This is a genomic window from Pseudomonas sp. NFACC37-1, assembly GCF_900101575.1.
Lineage (GTDB): Bacteria > Pseudomonadota > Gammaproteobacteria > Pseudomonadales > Pseudomonadaceae > Aquipseudomonas > Aquipseudomonas fluorescens_AA.
In genome coordinates this window covers 44,109-62,179 of the sequence record NZ_FMUZ01000024.1, presented here as the reverse complement: position 1 = coordinate 62,179, position 18,071 = coordinate 44,109, and the positions used below count along the sequence as shown (strand labels likewise).

Sequence of the window (18,071 nt, the reverse complement as noted above, 5' to 3'; positions counted from 1 at the left end):
CCGCGGTCTATCGGTCTGGCGCAATCAACTCACATAACCGCGCCGTCGCCTCGATCATCTGCCCACTGGGCCGTTCCAGGCCTTTGTCATTGACCAACAACAACCGCCCCTGCGCCACCGGCCAGGTTTTCCAGGCATCGAGCTGCGTCTGTTCCGTGGCCAGGATGACTTGCGGATTACGTTGCAGCACCGCTTCCACACTCACCTGCGGCGCCGGCACGCTCAGCTCGGCAAAAACGTTGTGGGCACCGCATACGCTCAGCGCATCACTGATGATCTGCCCGCCACCAACGGTGTACAGCGGCCGGTCCCAGACCTGGTAGAACACCGGCAACGGCGGGTCCCGTCGATAGCGCTGGCGTAGCGCCTCGAGACGCACGCGCAACTGCGCCGCCCGCTGCACACCCCGCTCCGGGCGGCCGATCTGCTGGGCGATGACTTCGATTTGCGTGATGAGTTGGTCGAGGCTGCGGGGCTCGGCGACATGGATGGGGATGCCCAGGCCCTTGAGCTGCTCGCGCTGGGCCGGGCCGACACTGCCAGGCCAGAGCAGGAGCAGATCGGGCTTGAGGCTGAGCAAGCGCTCCATGTCCAGTTGCCCGTAACGGCCTACCGAGGGCACGCCCTTGAGCGCCGGCGGGCGATCCCCGCCATCCAGCACGCCCACCAACAGGTCGGCGGAGCCCAGTTCAACGACAATTTCCGACAGCGATGGCGCCAGGCTGACGACCCGCGAGGCGGCCATCGTCGAGGCGCTGACGGCCAGCAGCAACACCGCCAGCCAGCGGCTCATCAGCCGAGTTGACGCGGGATGCGGTACAGGTAGAACAACACGGCGGTCGACAAGGCCAGCAGCATCAACGGCACCGCTTCCAGGCCCACGAACACCGCCAGGGCGCCGATCCAGGCCGGTAGCCCGGCCACCAGGAAGGCGGCGCGGCGACGGGCCGCCAGGTCGATCCAGGCCTGGGGCTCTTCGGGTGTGTCGAGGGCTTTCTGGGTGGCGACCAGGGCTTGCTTGTACGGCCCGAAGAATCGCAGGCTGACAAACATCGACGCCAGGCCGGCAATGAACAACGGCATCGCCAGCACCGGCAGAATCCCTTCGCCCTGGCCGAACACCGCATTGATCACAAACAGTGGCAGCAAGGCCAGGGCCAGGTATTTCCACCAATTGACCGACAGCCGCCGCCGAACCTGACCGCGCGTCACGCCCGGTCAACCTCGCCTTGGTGCTCGTTGCCCATCATGTGGTCGAGCTTGCTGGCCTTGGTTGCCAGGTAGAGCTTGTTGTGGGGATTGTGACCGGTGTGCAGCGGCACACGCTCGGCCACCACGATGCCCATGTCGGTCAATGCCTTGACCTTGCGCGGGTTGTTGGTCATCAAGCGCAGCGACTTCACGCCCAGATGCTCCAGCATCGGCAGGCAGATGCTGTAGTCGCGCATGTCGGCGGCAAAGCCCAGGCGCTCGTTGGCTTCCACGGTATCGGCGCCGCCATCTTGCAGTTCATAGGCGCGGATCTTGTTCAACAGGCCAATGCCACGGCCTTCCTGGCGCAGGTACAGCAGCACGCCACGGCCTTCGCGGGCGATGGCCTGCAGCGCGGCCTCGAGTTGCGAACCGCAATCGCAGCGCTGGCTGAACAGGGCGTCGCCGGTCAGGCATTCGGAATGCAGGCGACCCAGCACCGCAGAACCGTCGGCGAAATCACCCAGGCTGAGCACGACATGCTCGCGGCCGGTGGCTTCATCGAGAAAACCATGCATGGTGAATTGCGCAAAGGGCGTTGGCAGCTTGGAAGCGGCAACAAAAACGACAGGCACCGGTGTGCTCCTGATCTAGTACTGGAGTTTCGCAGAGGCGGGCATTGTAACAGCACGTCCCGACCGACGCTTAGGCTGAATTGTCGCCCATAACCATCGAAAAGTTTGATTACGGCTTCGGTGGCTTGCCATTCTCGTCGAAAGGATAAGGTTGCTTCCAATGTTCGAAAATCGGCTTGAGCTGGCCGGTTTTCACCAGCACTTCCATCCGCCGGTCGAACAGCTCGCTCAATGCTCGTCCATTGGCGTTGTTGGCAAAGCCCAGGTAGAGGGGCAAATTGATCAGCGGCGAGCGTTTGAACTGCTTCGGGTTATCGGCCTTGGCGAGCACTTCTTCGATTTCCATCGACGCATCGATGTAAAAATCCGCTCGCTCATGGATCAGCATCGGCAAGATACCCACCGCCCGGTGGATCTCATTGAAACGCCGGATGTTGGGCAGGTAGTTGTTGTATTCGTACCCGCGCATCCATACCAGCCGATAGTTGCCAATCGTCGCCAGGGTGGGCGTCGGCTTGGAGGCCAACCCCAAGGCATAGATGTGATCGACGTCGTAGTGCCACTTCGGGTAAAGCACGCCTTCGGATTCATCCCGATAGGCGCCGACCTGCACATCGACCTCGCCGCGCTGCACCAGCCCTATCGAACGGGTGTAGGGCACGCTGCGGATTTCCAGCTTGACGCCTTCAGGTTCGAACACCGCGCGCAAGATGTCCCAGCCCATGCCCTGGCCATCGGCCTGGGTGTAATCGGCCCACTCCTCGCTGGCCGCGCGGACCTTGTCAGGCAGCGGTGCCGACTCGGCCACCCTCACACCCGCACAGGCGCCTAGACACAGCAACAGCAGTAGTGCGCGGCTTACGCCCATGCCTGGCTCCTTCAGGTGAAACACCACACCAATCCTTGCATTGCCAGCCAGGCGAAAACCCCGGCCAATACATCGTCGAGCATGATCCCGACGCCTCCGTGCACATGTCGATCGATCCAGCGGATCGGCCACGGCTTGAGGATATCGAAGAAGCGGAACACCAGAAATCCCGTCAGCAACCAATACCAGCCTTCCGGCACGAGCCACAAGGTGATCCACATGCCGACCATTTCGTCCCAGACGATGCCTTCATGGTCGTGCACCCGCAGGTCGTCCGCCACCTTGCCACACAGCCAGAAGCCAAACAGCATGGTGATGCCGAGCATCAACCAGTAGCCCCAGTCCGGCAACATCTGCCACAACGGTATGAAGGGTAGCGCAACCAGCGAGCCCCAGGTGCCCGGCGCCTTGGGTAAAGTGCCCGATCCAAAGCCAAATGCGAGGAAATGCCAGGGATTGCGCCAGACCGAAGGCGGAACGAACTCTGCCGGGACCTGGTTGGGATGATCTGTCACGGTGTCTCCCGAAAATGTTGATAGCCCCGTACGTGCGGGGTGATGTCGTGCCCGTCGCTGTCCACCAGCGTGACGCCTTGCCCGGCCAGGACGCTGCCGATCACATGGATCGGCCAGCCTGCGGCCTGCAACGCCGGCAATCGGCCCGGTGGCAGGGCGAACAGCAGCACATAATCGTCACCGCCACTCAGGGCGGCCTGCGCGGCATCGGCTCCACCAAGAAACGCTACCAGAGCGTTGGACAGCGGCAGTCGGTCCCGTTCAACCTGCAAGGCTACCCCGGACGCCAGGGCGATATGCCCGCAATCGGCCAGCAGGCCATCGGAAATATCCATCGCCGCGCTGGCCTTTCCCCGCAACGCCAGGCCCAAGTCGATCTGCGGTCGGGGCGACCAATAATGAGCCAGCAGTGGCTCGGCAATCACAGGCTCGGCGCGACGCTGGCCAAGCACCAACGGCAAGGCGCCGGCGGCATTGCCCAGTTCGCCGCCGACACACAGCAGGTCGCCGGGCCGCGCGCCGCTGCGGATCAGGGCCTGGCCGGAAGACACGTGGCCGAACACGGTCATGGTCAGGCTCAACGGCCCACGCGTGGTGTCCCCTCCCACCAGCGCCACGCCACAGGCCAGGGCCATCTGGTTCAAACCGCGGGCATAGGCTTGCAGCCAATCGGTGGTCACCGTCGGCAAGGTCAGGGCAAGGGTAAAGGCCAAAGGCTTGGCGCCCATGGCGGCCAGGTCGCTGACCGCCACGGCCAGCGAGCGCTGGCCGAGCAGGAACGGCTCGCAAGAGTCTGGAAAATGCACACCGGCCACGAGCGTGTCGGTGGAGACCGCCAGCTGTTCCCCGGGAGGAACGGCCAGCAAGGCGCAGTCGTCGCCGATCCCCAGCGCAACGCCCTCGCCGCCCTGCGCGCAAGGCGCGGCGGCGAAGTAGTTACGGATCAGCTCAAACTCACCCATTGGGATAACAAGCGCCAATCAGCGCTTGAACGCCTTCACTTCAGCTTCACGCAGGCGCGGGGCGAGCTTGTCGAGCACACCGTTGACGAACTTGTGGCCATCGGTGGAACCGAAGACTTTCGCCAGTTCGATCCCTTCGTTGATCACCACGCGGTACGGCACGTCGACGCGCTTGAGCAGTTCCCAGGTGGACAGACGCAGAACCGCCAGTTCAACCGGATCCAGCTCTTCGATGGTCAAGTCCAGGCAAGGCGTGAGCGCGGTGTCGATTTCGGTCTTGAACTGCGGGACCCCGTGTAGGATCTCGCGGAAATAAGCACCGTCGACATCACTGAAATCGTTATCGACCCGAAACTGCGCTTCGATCTCGTTCAGCGATTGCTTGGCCATGTGCCATTGATACAGCGCCTGGGTCGCGAGCTGACGGGCTTCGCGACGCTTGGCGCTTTTCGACGGCTTGCCGGCGTCCGCAGGCTTTGGATCGCGCGGGTTGAAACGATCGCTTTCGTCGCTAATCACTTGGCCTCCAACTGCGCCAGCAGGCTGACCATTTCCAGGGCGGACAGGGCAGCTTCGGCACCTTTGTTACCGGCCTTGGTGCCGGAACGCTCGATGGCTTGTTCGATGGAATCAACGGTCAGCACGCCAAAAGCGACCGGCACGCCGAATTCCATGGACACCTGGGCCAGGCCCTTGGTGCATTCGCCAGCCACGTATTCGAAGTGCGGAGTACCGCCACGAATGACCGCGCCCAGGGCGATGATCGCCGCATATTCGCCCTTTTGAGCGACTTTCTGCGCAACCAGCGGAATTTCGAAGGCGCCAGGGGCACGGATGATGGTGATGTCGCTTTCGCTCACGCCATGGCGAACCAGGGCATCGACCGCACCGCCAACCAGGCTCTCGACCACGAAACTGTTGAAACGGCCCACTACCAGAGCGTAGCGGCCTTTAGGGGCGATGAAGGTACCTTCGATGGTCTTCAGGGTCATTCGTCAGATCTCTTAAAGAGCCAGAGCGCGTTCTATACGCGCTCCTTCAGTGATATTAGCCACGAATTACAGCACTCGCAGATCCCGCATTGCCGCTCACTTGCGCATCTTTGTGGTGAGGGGATTTATCCCCGCTGGGCTGCGAAGCGGCCCCTTTTTTGGGACTGCTGCGCAGTCCAGCGGGGATAAATCCCCTCGCCACACATGAATCCCTCAAGTGAACAATAATGCCGGAACCCCGGGCCATTATTCGGAGGGCACGTATTCTACAACTTCCAGATCGAAACCGGATATCGCATTAAATTTCATCGGCGCGCTCATCAGGCGCATTTTACGCACGCCCAGGTCACGAAGGATCTGCGAACCGGCACCGACGATGCTGTAGGTGGTCGGTTTTTTCACCACTGCCTGATCGCCGGTTTCACGAATGTGCGCCAGCAGCACGTCGCCATCGAGTGGGTGACCGAGCAACAACACCACGCCGCTGCCGGCCTCAGCCACCGCGGCCATGGCGGCCCGCAGGCTCCAGCGGCCGGGTTGCTTGACCATCAGCAGGTCGCGCAGCGGGTCCATGTTGTGCACGCGCACCAGGGTCGGCTCTTCGGCGCATACGGTGCCCAGGGTCAGCGCCATGTGCACGTCGCCTTCCACCGAGTCGCGGTAGGTCACCAGGTTGAACTGGCCCAGTTCGCTGTCCAGCGGCTGCTCGGCAATCCGCTGAACGGTACGTTCGTGGATCATCCGGTAGTGGATCAGGTCGGCGATGGTGCCGATCTTGATGTTGTGTTCGGCGGCGAAGGTTTCCAGCTCCGCGCGACGGGACATGGTGCCGTCGTCGTTCATCACTTCGCAGATCACGCCACTGGGTTCGAAGCCGGCCATGCGTGCCAGGTCGCACGCCGCTTCGGTGTGGCCGGCGCGGGCCAGGGTGCCACCGGCCTGGGCCATCAGCGGGAAGATGTGGCCGGGGCTGACGATATCTTCGGCCTTGGCGTCCCGGGCGGCGGCAGCCTGTACGGTGCGCGCGCGATCAGCGGCGGAGATCCCGGTGGTCACGCCTTCGGCGGCCTCGATGGACACGGTGAACTTGGTGCCGAAGCCCGAACCGTTGCGTGGCGCCATCAGCGGCAGCTTCAGCAGTTCGCAGCGCTCGCGGGTCATCGGCATGCAGATCAGCCCACGGGCGTGCTTGGCCATGAAGTTGATGTGTTCGGCCTTGCAGCACTCGGCGGCCATGATCAGGTCGCCTTCATTCTCGCGGTCTTCGTCATCCATGAGGATGACCATCTTGCCTTGGCGGATGTCTTCAACCAGTTCTTCGATGCTATTGAGCGCCACGCGGCACCCCCTTGGGTCAGGATTTGAGGTAGCCGTTGGCGGCCAGAAAACTTTCGGTGATGTTACCGGCCCGCCGCTGTGAAGAGTCAGGCTCTGCGGCCTTGTCTCCCATAAGCAGGCGCTCCAGGTAACGGGCCAGCAAGTCGACTTCCAGATTGACCCGGCGACCTGGCCGGTACGAAGCCATGATGGTTTCGCTCAACGTGTGGGGAATGATCGTCAGCAGGAATTCGGCGCCATCCACCGCGTTGACCGTCAGGCTGGTGCCGTCGACGGTGATCGAGCCTTTATGGGCGATGTACTTGGCCAGCTCCTTCGGGGCGCGGATACGAAACTCCACGGCCCGGGCGTTATCCGTGCGCGAAACCACTTCGCCGACGCCGTCCACGTGGCCGCTGACCAGATGCCCGCCCAGGCGAGTGGTGGGGGTCAGGGCTTTTTCCAGGTTGACCGGGCTGCCGCTCTTGAGGTCGTTCATGGCCGTGCAGTCGAGGGTTTCGCGGCTGACGTCCGCCAGGAAGCCGTTGCCTGGCAGTTCAACGGCGGTCAGGCAAACGCCGTTTACCGCGATGCTGTCGCCCAGCTTGACGTCGCTCAGGTCGAGCTTGCCGGTTTCGACATAGACCCGCACATCGCCGCCCTTGGGGGTGAGTGCACGGATGCTGCCGATGGATTCGATGATGCCGGTAAACATGGAGTCCTCCTCGAGAACGGGCCGCCGCGTGAGCGAAAGCCGGGAATTATACGCTGGCCGGTGGCACGGGAACGGCGATGACTCGCCAGTCATCGCCCACGGCGCGGATTTCGGTGATTTTCAGCTGGGGAGCGTCCTTCATCTGCGCCAGCGGCCAGTCCAGCAGTGGCCGCGCCGAAGAACCGAGGAACTTGCCGGCGATGAAGATCTGGAACTCGTCCACCAGCCCCAGCCGGGCGAAAGCCCCCGCCAGGCGCGGACCGGCCTCCACCAGTACTTCATTGACATCCCGGGCAGCCAGCGCCACCAGCAGCCGACGCAGATCGACCTGGCCGTCATCACCCGCCACGATCATGCATTCGGGACCGTTGGCGTACTGTTCTTCCACCGCCATGCAGGTAGCGACCAGCGCCGGGCCGGCCTTGAAAAACGCCGAATCCAGGGGCACCCGCAGGCGCCCGTCCACCAGTACCCGCAGCGGCGGACGGCTCATGACCAACGCCGTCTGCTCGGCATCCAGCCCGAGTTCATCGGCGCGTACGGTCAGCCGGGCGTTGTCCGCCAGCACCGTATCGGCACCGGTCAGCACCACACTGGCCTGGGCGCGCAGGCGTTGGACCGCCGAACGTGCGGCCGGGCCGGTGATCCACTGGCTTTCGCCGCTTTCCATGGCGGTGCGGCCATCCAGGCTCATGGCGAGCTTGACCCGCACGTACGGCAAGCCGTGCTCCATGCGCTTGAGGAAACCCTGGTTGAGCAGGCGCGCCTCGCCTTCCAGCACGCCGCTTTCGGTGGCGATGCCGGCCTGGGCCAGGCGTTGCAGGCCACGCCCGGCGACTGCCGGGTTAGGGTCCTGCATCGCTGCCACCACCCGCGCCACGCCGGCATTGACCAGCGCATCGGCACAAGGCGGGGTACGCCCGTGATGACTGCAAGGCTCGAGGGTCACGTAGGCCGTGGCGCCCCGGGCGTTGTCACCGGCGGCCCGCAGGGCATGGACTTCGGCATGGGGCTCGCCAGCGCGGATGTGCCAGCCTTCGCCGACAATCTGCCCGTCACGCACGATCACGCAACCGACCCGTGGGTTGGGGTGGGTGGTGTAGTGACCGCGCCGCGCCAACTCCAGGGCACGGGCCATGTAGTGGGCGTCGAGGACGGCCTGCTGCGCCGGGACGGTCATTCCTTCACCGGTTCGCGGGCCAGGCGGTCGATTTCTTCACGGAACTCGTTCAGGTCCTGGAAGCGCCGGTATACCGAGGCGAAACGGATGTAGGCGACTTCGTCGAGCTTCTGCAGCTCGGCCATCACCAGTTCGCCGACCACGAGGGATTTGACCTCGCGCTCGCCGGTGGCCCGCAGCTTGTGCTTGATGTGCACCAGCGCCGCTTCCAGGCGCTCGACGCTCACCGGGCGTTTTTCCAGGGCGCGCTGCATGCCGGCGCGCAGTTTTTCTTCGTCGAACGGCTGGCGGCTGCCGTCGGTTTTGATCAGGCGCGGCAACACCAGTTCAGCGGTCTCGAACGTCGTGAAACGCTCGCCGCAAGCCAGGCATTCGCGGCGGCGGCGGACTTGTTCGCCCTCGGCGACCAGTCGCGAGTCGATGACCTTGGTGTCGTTGGCACCGCAGAAGGGACAGTGCATGGTGGCAGGCAACAAAAAAAGGGAGGGCCATGGTAGCGCATCCCACTGGCAAGACAAGCCATAGGGTTTACGGTATACAGACGGGCTTACCGTCAGATCCATGGAATTCACCTTGCTGGAGCCACACATGCCGCTACGATCGCTCGTTCTGCTCAGTTTTTTCAGCCTGCTGATGGCGTGCAGCAGCGATGCCCCCAAGCCCGCCGCTCCCGCTCCGGCCCCCGCGCCGAAACAGGCCCAGGAAAAGGCCCGGCAGGCCACCGAGCTGGGACCGCTGCCGACGTACCAGCGCGAGTTGAGCGGCACCCTGCAAGGCGTGCCGGCCGGAGCCGAAGTGGAACTGGCGCTGCTGGTGATCGACGACAAGGACCGTCCACAACAACTGCTTGCCAGTTCCAGCCTGATCGGCACCAACCAGGCCCTGCCCTTCCGCTTGCGTTTCAACCCGGAAGCCTTCCCGGTGGGCGCCCGCGTGGAACTGCGTGGCCGTGCCAGCCAGTCCGGGCAACTGATCCTGCACTTGCCGGAGCAACGCATCAGCCAACCGACCACCCAGGCATTGGGCACCCTGCAATTCGTCAAAGCGCCATGAGTGCACCGCAAGACCTGCAGCGGGCGTTGAGTGAATTGCTTGGCGACGCGCGCCTGGTGGCTTGCCCGCTACCCGGCGCTGACTTGAGATTGTGGTTGATCGACGGCGACAACATGGACCGCGCCTTCAGCCCGGAAGAAACCCGGCGCATTCTCCACGAGCCGCCCTATTGGAGTTTCTGCTGGGCCAGCGGCTTGGCGATGGCCCACTACCTCGCCGAGCAGCCGCAGTGGGTCGAAGGCAAGCGGGTGCTGGATTTTGGTGCCGGTTCCGGCGTGGCGGGCATCGCAGCGGTCAAGGCCGGGGCGCTGGAAGTGGTGGCTTGCGACCTCGATCCACTGGCGATTGCCGCCTGCCAGGCCAATGCCGCGCTCAATGACGTGGAGTTGGGTTATTCGACGGACTTTTTCGCCGAGGCTGATCGTTTCGACCTGATCCTGGTCGCCGACGTGCTCTACGACCGGGCCAACCTGCCGCTGCTCGACCAGTTCCTCAGCCGTGGTCGCGAGGCGTTGGTGGCCGATTCCCGGGTGCGGGATTTCCAGCATCCGCTGTACCGGCGCATCGAAATGCTCCAGGCCATGACCCTGCCGGACCTGGCCGAGCCGGAAGAGTTTCGCCATGTGAGCCTGTACCACGCGCGGCGCTGGCCCTAAAAGCATCGCGAGCAAGCTCGCTCCCACAGGGGTCTAGAGTGAACGCGAATGTTGTATCCACTGGAAATCAACTGTGGGAGCGGGCTTGCCCGCGAAGGCGTCCTTTCAGGCACCACAGGGCGAAAGGCCACCCCGCTTTCAGCCACCCCCCACCAAGCCGTATAGTTGCCCCATTCAAGCGTTCTACGAGATTCCCAATGACCCAGGAAACGCCCTACATCTTCGACGCCACCACGGCCGATTTCGACCAATCGGTGATCGCGAACTCTTTCCACAAACCGGTGCTGGTGGATTTCTGGGCCGAGTGGTGTGCGCCGTGCAAGGCTCTGATGCCAATGCTGCAAACCATTGCCGAGAGCTATCAAGGCGAATTGCTGCTGGCCAAGGTCAACTGCGACATCGAGCAGGACATTGTGGCCCGCTTCGGCATTCGCAGCCTGCCGACGGTGGTGTTGTTCAAGGACGGTCAGCCCGTTGACGGCTTCGCCGGTGCCCAGCCGGAATCGGCGGTACGCACGATGCTCGAACCCCATGTGCAGATGCCGCCGCCGGCCGCCGCCGACCCGTTCGAACAGGCCCAGGCGCTGTTCGACGACGGTCGTTTCGCCGACGCCGAAGCCGTGCTCACCGTGTTGCTGGGTGAAGACAACACCAACGCCAAGGCGCTGATCCTGTATGCCCGCTGCCTGACCGAGCGCGGCGAGCTGGACGAAGCGCAGACGGTGCTCGACGCGGTGAAAAGCGATGAGCACAAGGCCGCCCTCGCCGGTGCCAAGGCGCAGATCCAGTTCCTCGGCCTGGCCAAGCACCTGCCGGACGCCGCCGATCTCAAGGCGCGCCTGGCGAAAGACCCGCAAGACGATGAAGCGGTGTACCAACTGGCGATCCAGCAACTGGCGCGCCAACAGTACGAAGCGGCCCTGGATGCGCTGCTCAAGCTGTTCGTGCGTAACCGCGGCTACAGCGAAGGCCTGCCCCACAAGACCTTGCTGCAAGTGTTCGAACTGCTGGGCAACGATCATCCGCTGGTGACGACCTATCGCCGCAAGCTGTTCGCGGCGTTGTATTAAGCCCCACTCCAGCTATAGAGCGGCGTATCGCCGCCGCTCAGCACCTTGACCTCAGCGCAGTGGCGCAGGCGCACCAACAGGCGCTTGCCCGCCGAGGCGCTGCCGGTCAGGCCTTCGAGCTGTTCCAGCAGGTCCGGACCGCTCAGTTGGCCGGCCTTGCGCAGCAGTTCCTTGGCGATCTGCCATTGGGCATCGTCCTGGTTCGTCGGTTTGGCCGCCGGGGCCGCCGTGCCCTCGGACTTGGCCACTTGCAACTGCGCGCCGAGCTGCGCCCAGTCGCCCTCATCCATTTCGATCGTCAAGTCCACCGGCCATTCGCCGACAGTTCCGCGTATCCGCAACATCACCGTGCTCCTGAATATTTCATGTACGCATGCTCCCATGGCCCTTGCGCGACGCCAAGCAGACGGTCAAACTCTCCGCACTTTCGTTATAAGATTACATAACCTTTTCGGAGACTCGTCATGCGTCGTCTGCTTCTCGCTTTGCCGTTCGCCCTGCTGCCATTGGCTGTCGCTCATGCGGCGGTGGAGCATGACCACGACCATGATCACGAACATGGCAGCCTCGGTGCCCATGAACACGGTGTTGCCCGACTGAACGCGGCACTGGATGGCCAAACCCTGGAGCTGGAACTGGAAAGCCCGGCGATGAACCTGGTGGGCTTCGAACACGCCGCCACCAGCGATGCCGACAAGGCCAAGGTCGCCGCGGTACGGGCGCAGTTGGACAAGCCACTGGCGCTGTTCAACCTGCCGGCCGCCGCCAAGTGCACCGTGGCCCAACAGGAACTGGAAAGCCCGTTGTTCGGCGATGAACCGGACCACGAAGACCATGACGAAGACGCCGATGGCGACGAACATCACGAGCACAGTGAGATCCATGCCCACTACCAGTTCACCTGCGCCGCCGCTGGTGCATTGCAGAACCTGGACCTGGCGACACTGTTCAAAACCTTCCCGGCCACCCAGAAAATTCAGGTACAACTGATCAGCCCGAGTGGCCAACAAGGCGTGGAAGTGACGGCCAAGGCGCCAACCCTGAAATTCTGATTCACCGCAAAACCCGATGTGGGAGCCTGCTCCTATAGCTGATCTGCTGTGGATGCAAAATCAGGGTTCGCCACACATCCATGTGGGAGCGGGCTTGCTCGCGAAGGCGATGGAACATTCGACATTGGATGTCGAAGGATGTACCGCTTTCGCGAGCAAGCCCGCTCCCACAGGTATTCAATCTGTGAAATCGGCAAACATGACCCAAGCACTCATCGAACTCTCCGACCTGGGCTTCAGTTGGCCCGGGCATCCGCCGTTGCTGGATATCCCGGCGTTTCGCCTGGAAACGGGTGAAACCTTGTTCCTCAAGGGCCCGAGCGGCAGCGGCAAGACCACGCTGCTGGGGCTGCTGGGCGGGGTGCAGACACCGGATCGCGGCAGCATCCGCCTGCTCGGCCAGGAACTCAGCGAACTGGCCGCCGGCCGCCGCGACCGCTTTCGCGTGGACCATACCGGCTACATCTTCCAGCAGTTCAACCTGCTGCCGTTTCTCTCGGTACGGGAGAACGTCGAACTGCCCTGCCACTTCTCGAAACTGCGCGCGCAGCGGGCCACCCAGCGCCATGGCAGTGTCGATCAAGCGGCTACCACGCTGCTGGCCCACCTGGGCTTGACCGACCCGAACCTGTTGGAGCGTCGCGCCGACTCGCTGTCCATCGGCCAGCAACAACGGGTCGCCGCCGCCCGGGCCTTGATCGGCCAACCGGAACTGGTGATCGCCGACGAACCGACTTCAGCCCTGGACTACGACGCCCGGGAAAACTTCCTGCGGCTGTTGTTCGCCGAATGCCGCGAGGCCGGGTCGAGCCTGTTGTTCGTCAGCCACGACCAGAGCCTGGCGCCGCTGTTCGACCGCCACCTCTCGCTGGCCGATCTCAATCGCGCCGCCACGCCACTCGAGGTCTGAGATGTATTTGTTCCGTCTAGCCATGGCCAGCCTGGCGAACCGCCGCTTCACCGCGATCCTCACCGCGTTTGCCATCGCCCTCTCGGTCTGTCTGCTACTGGCGGTGGAGCGAGTGCGCACCGAAGCGCGAGCCAGTTTCGCCAGCACTATCAGCGGCACCGACCTGATCGTCGGCGCCCGCTCCGGCTCGGTGAACCTGCTGCTGTATTCGGTGTTTCGCATCGGCAACGCCACCAACAACATCCGCTGGGACAGCTTCGAACAGTTCGCCAAAAACCCGAAAGTGAAGTGGGCGATCCCCATGTCCCTGGGCGATTCTCATCGCGGCTACCGGGTGATGGGCACCACCGAGGCCTACTTCGAGCATTACCAGTACGGCCGCCAGCAACACCTGGAACTGGCCGATGGCCGGGCCTTCGCCACCGATCCGTTCGAAGTGGTACTCGGTGCCGAAGTGGCCGAGGCACTGCACTACAAGCTCGGCGACAAGCTGGTGCTGGCCCACGGCGTGGCGGCGATCAGCCTGGTCAAGCACGACGACAAGCCCTTCACCGTGGTCGGGACTCTCAAGCGCACCGGCACCCCGGTGGACCGCACGCTGCACATCAGCCTCGGCGGCATGGAGGCGATCCACATCGACTGGAAGAACGGCGTGCCGGCCCAGGGCAATGGGCGCATCAGCGCCGACCAGGCCCGCAACATGGACCTCACTCCCCAGGCGATCACCGCGTTCATGCTCGGCCTCAACAGCAAGATTTCGACCTTTGCCTTGCAACGCGAGATCAATGAGTTCCGTGGCGAACCGCTGCTGGCCATCCTCCCCGGCGTAGCACTGCAGGAGTTGTGGAGCCTGATGGGCACGGCGGAAAAGGCCTTGTTCGTGATTTCGCTGTTCGTGGTCCTGACCGGGTTGATCGGCATGCTCACGGCGATCCTCACCAGCCTCAACGAGCGCCGCCGGGAAATGGCGATCCTGCGCTCGGTGGGTGCGCGGCCGTGGCATATCGCGACGCTGCTGGTACTTGAAGCCTTTGCCCTGGCGCTGGCCGGGGTCACCGCCGGGCTGGCGTTGCTGTACATCGGCATCGCCGCCGCCCAGGGCTACGTGCAGTCGGCCTACGGTTTGTACTTGCCCCTGGGCTGGCCGAGCGAATATGAATGGACGCTGCTGGCTGGCATCCTGGTCGCCGCCCTGCTGATGGGCAGCGTGCCGGCCTGGCGCGCCTATCGCCAATCGTTGGCCGACGGCCTGTCGATTCGTCTATGAGGACTTTGAAGATGCCCCGCGCCCTGCTAGCGCTGTTGATGATGGTCGCCCTGCCGCTGTGGGCGGCGGAGCCGAGGGACCTGGCCTGGTCGGAAATGATCCCGCCGGACGCCCCGCCGGAAGTGCCGAACATGACGCCGCTGCACGACCTGTCGAAGATGAGCGACGCCCTGGCCGCCGAGTCCGCTCCGGCCGCCAAGCAGGATTTGCCCAACGCGCCGGTGGTCAAGGCCCTCGATGGCCAGCAGATTCGCTTGCCGGGCTACATCGTGCCGCTGGAAGTCAGCGAGGAAGGCCGCACCACGGACTTCCTGCTGGTGCCGTATTTCGGCGCCTGCATCCACGTGCCGCCACCGCCGTCGAACCAGATCGTGCATGTGAAAAGCGAGGTCGGCGTGAAGCTCGACGAGTTGTACCAACCGTACTGGGTCGAAGGGCCGATGCAGGTCAAGCCGTCCACCAGTGAACTGGCCGACGCCGGGTATCAGATGGAGGCGCAGAAGATTTATGTGTATGAGCTGCCGGAGTGAATCGGGTGGTGATGGGCAGTCCGTCAGATAGCTATCGCGAGCAAGCTCGCTCCCACAGGAGATCTCAGTGCCTATGCGACCTGTGTGGGAGCGAGCTTGCTCGCGATGGGGCCGTCAAGGCTTGCTCATCATCATTTCATTGAGCTGAGTCAATTAATCGATCAAGACTCATTGAGCTGTGTCAAAAGACCGGACCAGGCGGCTCCGTACCATGGGACATCAATTTTGAAATGTCCTCTGGAGCCCCCATGCACAAGTCCTTGCTCAGCGCTTCCCTCGTTGCCCTCGCGCTCGCAGCCCCGCTCGCCCAGGCCCATACGGCCGGTGACATCATCGTTCGCGCCGGCGCTATCACCGTCAATCCAGAGGCCGACAGCTCCAGCGTCAAGGTCGACCGTGGCCCGCTGGCCGGTGCCGACCTGGGCGGCAAGGCCACCATGAGCAGCGACACGCAACTGGGCCTGAACTTCGCCTACATGCTGACCAACAATTGGGGTATCGAACTGCTGGCGGCCTCGCCGTTCGAGCACGACGTGAAAATCAAAGGCACCGCCCTCGGCGCGGCCAATGGCAAGCTCGGCACCCTCAAGCACCTGCCGCCTACACTGAGCCTGGTCTACTACCCGCTCGACGCCAAGTCGGCGTTCCAGCCTTATGTCGGCGCCGGTATCAACTACACCTGGATCTACGACGAACACGTCGGCAGCGAAGCCAGCGCCAATGGTTTCAGCAACTTCCGGGCGAAAAACAGCTGGGGCATGGCTTGGCAAGTGGGCGCTGACTACATGCTGACCGACAACGTGATGATCAACGGCCAGATCCGCTACATCGACATCGACACCACCGCGTATGTCGACAACAACGCAGTGGCCGGCGGGACTCGGGCCAAGGTGAATGTCGATGTGGATCCATGGATCTACATGGTGGGGTTGGGTTACAAATTCTAAATGGCAACGCAATGAAAAGCTGACAACACACCCTGTGGCGAGGGGGGTTTTCCCCGTTGGGCTGCGCAGCAGCCCCTGTAATCGCCACCGCGGTGCGTCAGGTTCACCCCATGTGTTTATTTGGGACTGCTGCGCAGTCCAACGGGGATAAATCCCCTCGCCACAACAGTGTATGCCATGACAAAAAAGGCGCCTCGAAAGGCGCCTTTTTTCATTCAGCGTCCCAGCAACCGCGCCAACCCCACACTCATCGGTGTTTGCGGGGGAAAGCTGAAGCGCTCCAACAACCGATGGTTGTCAGCCCGGGAATGGCGAATGTCGCCGGAGCGCGCCGGGCCGTAGCTGATCGGTGGCAGATCACCCACCACGGCGGCCAGGGCCTGGAGCATCTGCTTGAGGGTCGTGGCCTGGTTCCAGCCGACGTTCACCGCGCCCACTTCCACCTCGGGCTTCTCGATGGCCTGCACCAGCAAGTCCACCAAGTCTTCGACATAGACAAAGTCCCGGGTCTGCTCGCCGTCGCCGAATACGGTGATCGGCAGGCCTTTCTGTGCCCGTTCGCTGAAGATGCTGATGACCCCGGAATACGGGGAGGACGGATCCTGGCGCGGGCCGTAGATGTTGAAGAAGCGGAACACCACCGGCTCCAGCGCGTGCTGGCGGCGATAGAAATCGAAGTAGAACTCGCTGGCCAGCTTGTCCGAGGCATAGGGCGTGAGCGGGGCCTTGGGGGTTTCTTCGTCGATGGACTCGCCTTCGCCGTTGTTGCCGTAGACCGCAGCGCTGGACGCGAACAACACCCGCTTCACACCGGCCTGGCGCATGGCTTCGCAGACATTCAGGGTGCCGATGAAATTGCTCTGGTGGGTGCGCACGGGGTCGTCCACCGAGGCTTGCACCGAGGCCACCGCCGCCAGGTGCGCCACGGCGCTGCAACCGGCCATGGCCCGGGCCACCAACGCGGCATCGGCGACGTCGCCTTCGATCAGTTCGACCGCCGGGTTATCCAGGGGCAGGTTGCTGCGCTTGCCGGTGGACAGGTCATCGAGGATGCGCACCGCATGCCCCTTGGCGAGCAAGGCGTCGGTCAGGTGCGAACCAATGAAACCCGCGCCGCCGGTGATTAAAACAGGGCCTTCAGCCATGGCGATAAAACCTATCCAGTAAGCCCGGGAGTGCGGCGCGCCAGGCGCGGGGCTTGATCCCGAAAGTGTGCAGAATTTTCTTGCAGGCCAGCACCGCGTGCTGCGGTTCTTCCGCGGCGTCCGGCCGTGCGGCATGGGCCTGGGGCGTGGGCGACTCGATGGCCAGCGGATGCAGGGCGCGGGCTTCGGTGAGGATCGCCTGGCCCAGTGCCAGCGGCGTGGTCGCCTCATGCCCGGCGTAATGATAGGTGCCCCACAGCGGCGCCGCGCAGTCGAGTTGCTTGAGCACCGAAATGATCACCCGCGCGGCATCGTCCACGGGCGTCGGATTACCCCGGCGGTCGTCAGCCAGCAACAGCTCTTCGGGCTGCTCGGCCCGGGCCAGGAAACGGCCGAGGGTGCCATCGGCGCTGTCGTCCAGCAGCCAGCCGAAACGCAGCAACACATGCTGCGGGCAGGTGGCGCGCACGCTTTGCTCGATCCGCCACAGCGCCTGGCCGCGCACGCCCAGGGGCACGGGCTCGTCTTTCTCGCTGTAGGCGGTGGCACGGGAACCGTCGAACACCCGATAGCTCGACGGTTGCAGCAAGATGATGTTGTGATGCTGGCACAGCCCGGCCAGACGCTCGACAGCGCGCTCCTGGCTGGCCAGGCGCTGCTCGCTGACGGCCTCGGCCTGGAACCAGTCGAAGTAGTACGCCAGGTTGATCAAGGCGTCCGGGCGGGTGTCGTCGAGCAGTTGCGTCAGGCTCGCGGCATCCCAGCCGTCTTCGGGCGGGCGGGGGGCAAGAAAACCGATGTCTTCTTCTGCACCGAGGCGAATCAGCGCCTGCCCAAGGGCATTTCCGCCGCCCAGTAACATAAGGCGCATTCGCATAAAGTCAGCAGGCCCACTCTATTGGCACAAAAATTGGGTCGACAACGCCCGCAGGCGTTGCCGGAATCGTTGCATTTTGCGGGTTTAGTGCGCAACCGTCATCCGTAAAGTGTGGATCGCCAGGTTTGAGTGTCTTACAAGGCTGGTCGCTGACTTGTGGCGAGGGGATTTATCCCCGCTGGGCTGCGC

At 63.5% G+C, this 18,071-nt stretch carries 23 protein-coding genes; 8 read left to right on the top strand and 15 right to left on the bottom strand.

Annotated elements, in window-relative coordinates; translation table 11 throughout:
- Positions 1-7: 7 nt before the first annotated feature.
- From BLP82_RS21805 to nrdR, 12 genes are all read right to left on the bottom strand, one after another.
- Positions 8-793: a cobalamin-binding protein gene (locus BLP82_RS21805; protein WP_092172807.1), complete on the bottom strand. Its 786-nt coding sequence runs from the start codon at positions 791-793 to the stop codon at positions 8-10.
- Positions 793-1,212 carry an MFS transporter gene (locus BLP82_RS21800; RefSeq protein WP_092172804.1) on the bottom strand — a complete coding sequence of 140 codons (420 nt, stop codon included), beginning with the start codon at positions 1,210-1,212 and terminating at the stop codon, positions 793-795. The genes BLP82_RS21805 and BLP82_RS21800 overlap by 1 nt, the downstream gene beginning before the upstream one ends.
- A complete protein-coding gene (ribA, locus tag BLP82_RS21795; protein WP_092172801.1) occupies positions 1,209-1,826 on the bottom strand; it encodes a GTP cyclohydrolase II in 618 nt (205 codons plus the stop codon). Before ribA ends, BLP82_RS21800 begins: the two co-directional genes overlap by 4 nt.
- Positions 1,827-1,935: 109 nt before the next feature.
- Entirely contained in the window at positions 1,936-2,694 is a 759-nt protein-coding gene (locus BLP82_RS21790; RefSeq protein ID WP_092172798.1) for a substrate-binding periplasmic protein, read from the bottom strand.
- 11 nt (positions 2,695-2,705) lie between these two features.
- Positions 2,706-3,209: a phosphatidylglycerophosphatase A family protein gene (locus BLP82_RS21785; RefSeq protein WP_053125805.1), complete on the bottom strand. Its 504-nt coding sequence runs from the start codon at positions 3,207-3,209 to the stop codon at positions 2,706-2,708.
- On the bottom strand, positions 3,206-4,171 hold the full coding sequence (gene thiL / locus BLP82_RS21780; protein WP_092172795.1) for a thiamine-phosphate kinase: 966 nt from the start codon (positions 4,169-4,171) through the stop codon (positions 3,206-3,208). The genes BLP82_RS21785 and thiL overlap by 4 nt, the downstream gene beginning before the upstream one ends.
- Positions 4,172-4,189: 18 nt before the next feature.
- The gene (gene nusB / locus BLP82_RS21775; protein WP_057713127.1) at positions 4,190-4,690 is read right to left on the bottom strand and encodes a transcription antitermination factor NusB; all 501 of its coding nucleotides are present in this window, start codon (positions 4,688-4,690) and stop codon (positions 4,190-4,192) included.
- Positions 4,687-5,163: a 6,7-dimethyl-8-ribityllumazine synthase gene (gene ribE / locus BLP82_RS21770; RefSeq protein WP_003206025.1), complete on the bottom strand. Its 477-nt coding sequence runs from the start codon at positions 5,161-5,163 to the stop codon at positions 4,687-4,689. The genes nusB and ribE overlap by 4 nt, the downstream gene beginning before the upstream one ends.
- Before the next feature lie 246 nt (positions 5,164-5,409).
- Positions 5,410-6,501, bottom strand: coding sequence for a bifunctional 3,4-dihydroxy-2-butanone-4-phosphate synthase/GTP cyclohydrolase II (gene ribBA / locus BLP82_RS21765; protein WP_024617563.1), 1,092 nt, complete (start codon positions 6,499-6,501; stop codon positions 5,410-5,412).
- 16 nt (positions 6,502-6,517) lie between these two features.
- On the bottom strand, positions 6,518-7,195 hold the full coding sequence (locus tag BLP82_RS21760) for a riboflavin synthase (protein WP_028237110.1): 678 nt from the start codon (positions 7,193-7,195) through the stop codon (positions 6,518-6,520).
- Between the two features lie 46 nt (positions 7,196-7,241).
- Positions 7,242-8,375 carry a bifunctional diaminohydroxyphosphoribosylaminopyrimidine deaminase/5-amino-6-(5-phosphoribosylamino)uracil reductase RibD gene (gene ribD / locus BLP82_RS21755; protein ID WP_092172792.1) on the bottom strand — a complete coding sequence of 378 codons (1,134 nt, stop codon included), beginning with the start codon at positions 8,373-8,375 and terminating at the stop codon, positions 7,242-7,244.
- On the bottom strand, positions 8,372-8,836 hold the full coding sequence (gene nrdR, locus BLP82_RS21750) for a transcriptional regulator NrdR (RefSeq protein ID WP_013694316.1): 465 nt from the start codon (positions 8,834-8,836) through the stop codon (positions 8,372-8,374). The genes ribD and nrdR overlap by 4 nt, the downstream gene beginning before the upstream one ends.
- A gap of 127 nt (positions 8,837-8,963) precedes the next feature.
- Between nrdR and BLP82_RS21745 the strand changes: the two genes are divergently transcribed.
- The 3 genes from BLP82_RS21745 (at position 8,964) to trxA (ending at position 11,154) form a co-directional block, all read left to right on the top strand.
- Entirely contained in the window at positions 8,964-9,428 is a 465-nt protein-coding gene (locus tag BLP82_RS21745) for a YbaY family lipoprotein (protein WP_092172789.1), read from the top strand.
- Complete coding sequence (locus BLP82_RS21740; protein WP_092172786.1) at positions 9,425-10,084, top strand: class I SAM-dependent methyltransferase; 660 nt, start codon at positions 9,425-9,427, stop codon at positions 10,082-10,084. Before BLP82_RS21745 ends, BLP82_RS21740 begins: the two co-directional genes overlap by 4 nt.
- Positions 10,085-10,281: 197 nt before the next feature.
- Positions 10,282-11,154, top strand: a complete 873-nt coding sequence (gene trxA / locus BLP82_RS21735; protein ID WP_092172783.1) for a thioredoxin — start codon at positions 10,282-10,284, stop codon at positions 11,152-11,154.
- On the opposite strand, the gene BLP82_RS21730 is transcribed toward trxA, so the two are convergent.
- Positions 11,151-11,498 carry a hypothetical protein gene (locus BLP82_RS21730; protein ID WP_092172780.1) on the bottom strand — a complete coding sequence of 116 codons (348 nt, stop codon included), beginning with the start codon at positions 11,496-11,498 and terminating at the stop codon, positions 11,151-11,153. The genes trxA and BLP82_RS21730 overlap by 4 nt on opposite strands.
- A 120-nt stretch (positions 11,499-11,618) precedes the next feature.
- Here BLP82_RS21730 and BLP82_RS21725 point away from each other — a divergent pair, with 120 nt between their 5' ends.
- The 5 genes from BLP82_RS21725 to BLP82_RS21705 all read left to right on the top strand — a co-directional run bounded on the left by BLP82_RS21725 (position 11,619) and on the right by BLP82_RS21705 (position 15,860).
- The gene (locus BLP82_RS21725) at positions 11,619-12,206 is read left to right on the top strand and encodes a DUF2796 domain-containing protein (protein ID WP_092172777.1); all 588 of its coding nucleotides are present in this window, start codon (positions 11,619-11,621) and stop codon (positions 12,204-12,206) included.
- Between the two features lie 199 nt (positions 12,207-12,405).
- Entirely contained in the window at positions 12,406-13,116 is a 711-nt protein-coding gene (locus BLP82_RS21720; RefSeq protein ID WP_092172774.1) for an ABC transporter ATP-binding protein, read from the top strand.
- Between the two features lies 1 nt (position 13,117).
- Complete coding sequence (locus tag BLP82_RS21715; protein ID WP_092172771.1) at positions 13,118-14,383, top strand: ABC transporter permease; 1,266 nt, start codon at positions 13,118-13,120, stop codon at positions 14,381-14,383.
- A gap of 11 nt (positions 14,384-14,394) precedes the next feature.
- The gene (locus BLP82_RS21710; protein WP_025215734.1) at positions 14,395-14,913 is read left to right on the top strand and encodes a DUF3299 domain-containing protein; all 519 of its coding nucleotides are present in this window, start codon (positions 14,395-14,397) and stop codon (positions 14,911-14,913) included.
- A gap of 248 nt (positions 14,914-15,161) precedes the next feature.
- Positions 15,162-15,860, top strand: coding sequence for an OmpW/AlkL family protein (locus BLP82_RS21705; RefSeq protein ID WP_092172768.1), 699 nt, complete (start codon positions 15,162-15,164; stop codon positions 15,858-15,860).
- Between the two features lie 215 nt (positions 15,861-16,075).
- Here BLP82_RS21705 and BLP82_RS21700 read toward each other — a convergent pair whose 3' ends face one another.
- Together BLP82_RS21700 and BLP82_RS21695 are read right to left on the bottom strand one after the other, a co-directional pair.
- Positions 16,076-17,005 (bottom strand): NAD-dependent epimerase/dehydratase family protein, encoded by a 930-nt coding sequence (locus tag BLP82_RS21700; protein WP_060740409.1) that lies wholly within the window; start codon positions 17,003-17,005, stop codon positions 16,076-16,078.
- Positions 16,998-17,882, bottom strand: a complete 885-nt coding sequence (locus tag BLP82_RS21695) for a sugar nucleotide-binding protein (RefSeq protein WP_060740408.1) — start codon at positions 17,880-17,882, stop codon at positions 16,998-17,000. The genes BLP82_RS21700 and BLP82_RS21695 overlap by 8 nt, the downstream gene beginning before the upstream one ends.
- Between the last annotated feature and the right edge of the window lie 189 nt (positions 17,883-18,071).

Coding starts and splice junctions, on each gene's coding strand:
- nrdR (WP_013694316.1), bottom strand. CDS start 8,836: ATGCACTGTCCCTTCTGCGGTGCCAACGACACCAAGGTCATCGACTCG.
- BLP82_RS21705 (WP_092172768.1), top strand. CDS start 15,162: ATGCACAAGTCCTTGCTCAGCGCTTCCCTCGTTGCCCTCGCGCTCGCA.
- BLP82_RS21700 (WP_060740409.1), bottom strand. CDS start 17,005: ATGGCTGAAGGCCCTGTTTTAATCACCGGCGGCGCGGGTTTCATTGGT.
- ribD (WP_092172792.1), bottom strand. CDS start 8,375: ATGACCGTCCCGGCGCAGCAGGCCGTCCTCGACGCCCACTACATGGCC.
- BLP82_RS21740 (WP_092172786.1), top strand. CDS start 9,425: ATGAGTGCACCGCAAGACCTGCAGCGGGCGTTGAGTGAATTGCTTGGC.
- BLP82_RS21790 (WP_092172798.1), bottom strand. CDS start 2,694: ATGGGCGTAAGCCGCGCACTACTGCTGTTGCTGTGTCTAGGCGCCTGT.
- BLP82_RS21730 (WP_092172780.1), bottom strand. CDS start 11,498: ATGTTGCGGATACGCGGAACTGTCGGCGAATGGCCGGTGGACTTGACG.
- BLP82_RS21695 (WP_060740408.1), bottom strand. CDS start 17,882: ATGCGAATGCGCCTTATGTTACTGGGCGGCGGAAATGCCCTTGGGCAG.
- trxA (WP_092172783.1), top strand. CDS start 10,282: ATGACCCAGGAAACGCCCTACATCTTCGACGCCACCACGGCCGATTTC.
- ribE (WP_003206025.1), bottom strand. CDS start 5,163: ATGACCCTGAAGACCATCGAAGGTACCTTCATCGCCCCTAAAGGCCGC.
- BLP82_RS21720 (WP_092172774.1), top strand. CDS start 12,406: ATGACCCAAGCACTCATCGAACTCTCCGACCTGGGCTTCAGTTGGCCC.
- BLP82_RS21725 (WP_092172777.1), top strand. CDS start 11,619: ATGCGTCGTCTGCTTCTCGCTTTGCCGTTCGCCCTGCTGCCATTGGCT.
- BLP82_RS21745 (WP_092172789.1), top strand. CDS start 8,964: ATGCCGCTACGATCGCTCGTTCTGCTCAGTTTTTTCAGCCTGCTGATG.
- BLP82_RS21805 (WP_092172807.1), bottom strand. CDS start 793: ATGAGCCGCTGGCTGGCGGTGTTGCTGCTGGCCGTCAGCGCCTCGACG.
- BLP82_RS21715 (WP_092172771.1), top strand. CDS start 13,118: ATGTATTTGTTCCGTCTAGCCATGGCCAGCCTGGCGAACCGCCGCTTC.
- thiL (WP_092172795.1), bottom strand. CDS start 4,171: ATGGGTGAGTTTGAGCTGATCCGTAACTACTTCGCCGCCGCGCCTTGC.
- BLP82_RS21710 (WP_025215734.1), top strand. CDS start 14,395: ATGCCCCGCGCCCTGCTAGCGCTGTTGATGATGGTCGCCCTGCCGCTG.
- BLP82_RS21760 (WP_028237110.1), bottom strand. CDS start 7,195: ATGTTTACCGGCATCATCGAATCCATCGGCAGCATCCGTGCACTCACC.